The sequence below is a fragment of the Herbaspirillum lusitanum P6-12 genome (assembly GCF_000256565.1).
GTDB lineage: Bacteria > Pseudomonadota > Gammaproteobacteria > Burkholderiales > Burkholderiaceae_D > Herbaspirillum > Herbaspirillum lusitanum.
This window is the reverse complement of sequence record NZ_AJHH01000668.1, coordinates 1-2,339: the sequence shown is the minus strand read 5'-3', so window position 1 is coordinate 2,339 and position 2,339 is coordinate 1. Positions and strand designations below refer to the sequence as shown.

2 protein-coding genes are annotated in these 2,339 nt (G+C 61.4%); both read left to right on the top strand.

Annotation, left to right across the window (positions count from 1 at the left end):
* Positions 1-58 precede the first annotated feature (58 nt).
* Entirely contained in the window at positions 59-1,375 is a 1,317-nt protein-coding gene (locus HLUSI_RS0121800) for a murein hydrolase activator EnvC family protein (RefSeq protein WP_016835988.1), read from the top strand.
* Positions 1,376-1,378: 3 nt separating this feature from the next.
* Positions 1,379-2,339: S41 family peptidase (locus HLUSI_RS0121795; protein ID WP_029363873.1), on the top strand; the 961-nt coding region annotated here is incomplete at its 3' end.

Genomic DNA, 2,339 nt, shown 5'->3' with positions numbered 1-2,339 from the left:
TCCTGCCGGTGCGCGGCGACCTGATCGCCAAATTCGGGCATTGGCCGCAGCGTTGTGTTTGCCGTCGCCGGTCGGCGCCCAAGTCACCGAACGCGCCAAACAAAAGCAGGCGGCTGAGAAAGAGCGCGCCGACCTGCAGCAAAAACTGGCCAATCTCAAGCGCGACATCGACAAGACCGAGACCGCCAAGGGCAACGCCGCCGATGCGCTGGCCGAGTCGGAGCAGGCGATCTCCAAGGCCAACCGTTCGCTGCGCGAACTGAGCCAGGAGCAGGCCGGCACCGAAGCCAAGCTCAACGTGCTGGTGAAGCAGCAGGCCGAGCTGTCCGGCGTGGTCAACAGCCAGCAGGCGCAATTGTCGAAACTGCTGCGCGACCAGTACGTGGCCGGCAACGAGGATCGCATCAAGCTGCTGCTGTCCGGCGACAATCCCAATCGCATCAACCGCGAGCTGCAATATATGGGCTACGTATCGCAGGCGCAGGCGAAACTGATCGAAACGTTGCGCGTGAACCTGCAGGCCATCAAGGACAACAAGGCTGCGACCCAGAACGCCAAGTTCGAACTGGAAGAAATCGCCCAGGAAGAGAACGAGCAAAAGAAGCTGCTGGAGAAGGAAAAGGCCAAGCGCGGCACATTGCTGGCGCAACTGTCGACCAAGCTGAACACGCAGCGCAAGGAAGTCGGCAACCTGCAGCGCGACGAGCAGCGCCTGTCCGGCCTGGTCGACAAGCTGGCGCAGCTGATCGAAGACCAGAAGAAGGCCGAAGCCGCGGCGCGTGAAAAGCGGCGGCAGGAACAATTGGCCAAAGCTAAAGCCGAACACGAACGGCGCGCAGCTGCGGCCGCCCAGCAAGCCAGGGCCGCGCCGGGAACCAAGGTCAAGCCGGCGCCGTCGGACACCATCGACGACGATGAAGCGCCGCAATCGCTGGGCCGCAACGAAGCCACGCCGTCGCCGGAAGAAAATTTCGGTAAACCTTTCGCCAGCCTGCGCGGCCAGCTGCGCCTGCCGGTGCGCGGCGACCTGATCGCCAAATTCGGCGGCAAGCGCGGCGACGGACCGAGCTGGAAGGGCCTGTTCATCCGCGCGCCGGAAGGCTCGGAAGTCAAGGCAGTGGCGGCTGGGCGGGTGGTGTACGCAGACTGGCTGCGCGGTTTCGGCAATCTTCTGATCGTCGATCACGGCAACCAGTACATGACGATTTATGGCAATAATCAGTCCGTTCTGAAGCGGGCAGGGGATCTCGTCAAAACCGGGGATGTCATCGCCAGCGCAGGCAATAGCGGCGGCAATGAGCAATCGGGTTTATACTTTGAAATGCGGCATCAGGGCCGCGCTTTCGACCCACTGGGCTGGGTAACTACTAGGTGAAAAATGGGCAGCAAACTCAAGAACGTTGGACTTATCAGTTTGGGCATGATTGCAGGCGTGGCGGCTTCGATGCAATTCGACGCCATCGCGCAAAAGAATGCGACGGCGCCGTTGCCGTTGGAGGAGTTGCGGCAACTGACCGACGTATTCGGTCTGATCAAGTCCGATTACGTTGAGCCGGTAGAAGACAAGAAGCTGCTCACCGAAGCAATTTCCGGCATGGTTGCCTCGCTCGACCCGCATTCCGCCTATCTCGACAAGAAGGCCTACAAGGAGCTGCGCGAAGGCACCATGGGCAAGTTCGTCGGCCTCGGCATCGAAGTCGGCATGGAAGACGGCTACGTCAAGGTGATCTCGCCGATCGAAGATTCGCCGGCCTACCGCGCCGGCATCAAGGCGGGCGACCTGATTACCCGTCTCGACGCGACGCCTGTCAAGGGCCTGACGCTCGATGAAGCCGTCAAGAAGATGCGCGGCGAACCGAACACCAAGATCACGCTGACGATCGCCCGCAAGGACGAGGACAAGCCGATCATCCTGAGCATTACCCGCCAGGAAATCCGTGTGCAAAGCGTCAAGTCGAAAGTGGTTGAACCCGGCTACGCCTGGTTGCGCGTGACGCAATTCCAGGAACCGACGGTTGACGACATGACCAAGAAGATCCTGGCGATCTACGCTCAGGAGCCGAACCTCAAGGGCCTGGTGCTCGACCTGCGCAACGATCCGGGCGGCGTGTTGCCGGGCGCGATCGGCGTGTCGGCGACGTTCCTGCCCAAGGATGCCGTGGTGGTGACCACCAATGGTCAACTGCCGACTTCCAAATCGAGCTTCCTGGCCAAGCGCGAATTCTACGCCGCCAACCCGCTCAACGATCCGCTGTCCAAGTTGCCTGACGCGATCAAGAAGGTGCCGCTGGTGGTGCTGATCAACTCCGGTTCGGCTTCGGCTTCCGAAATCGTCGCCC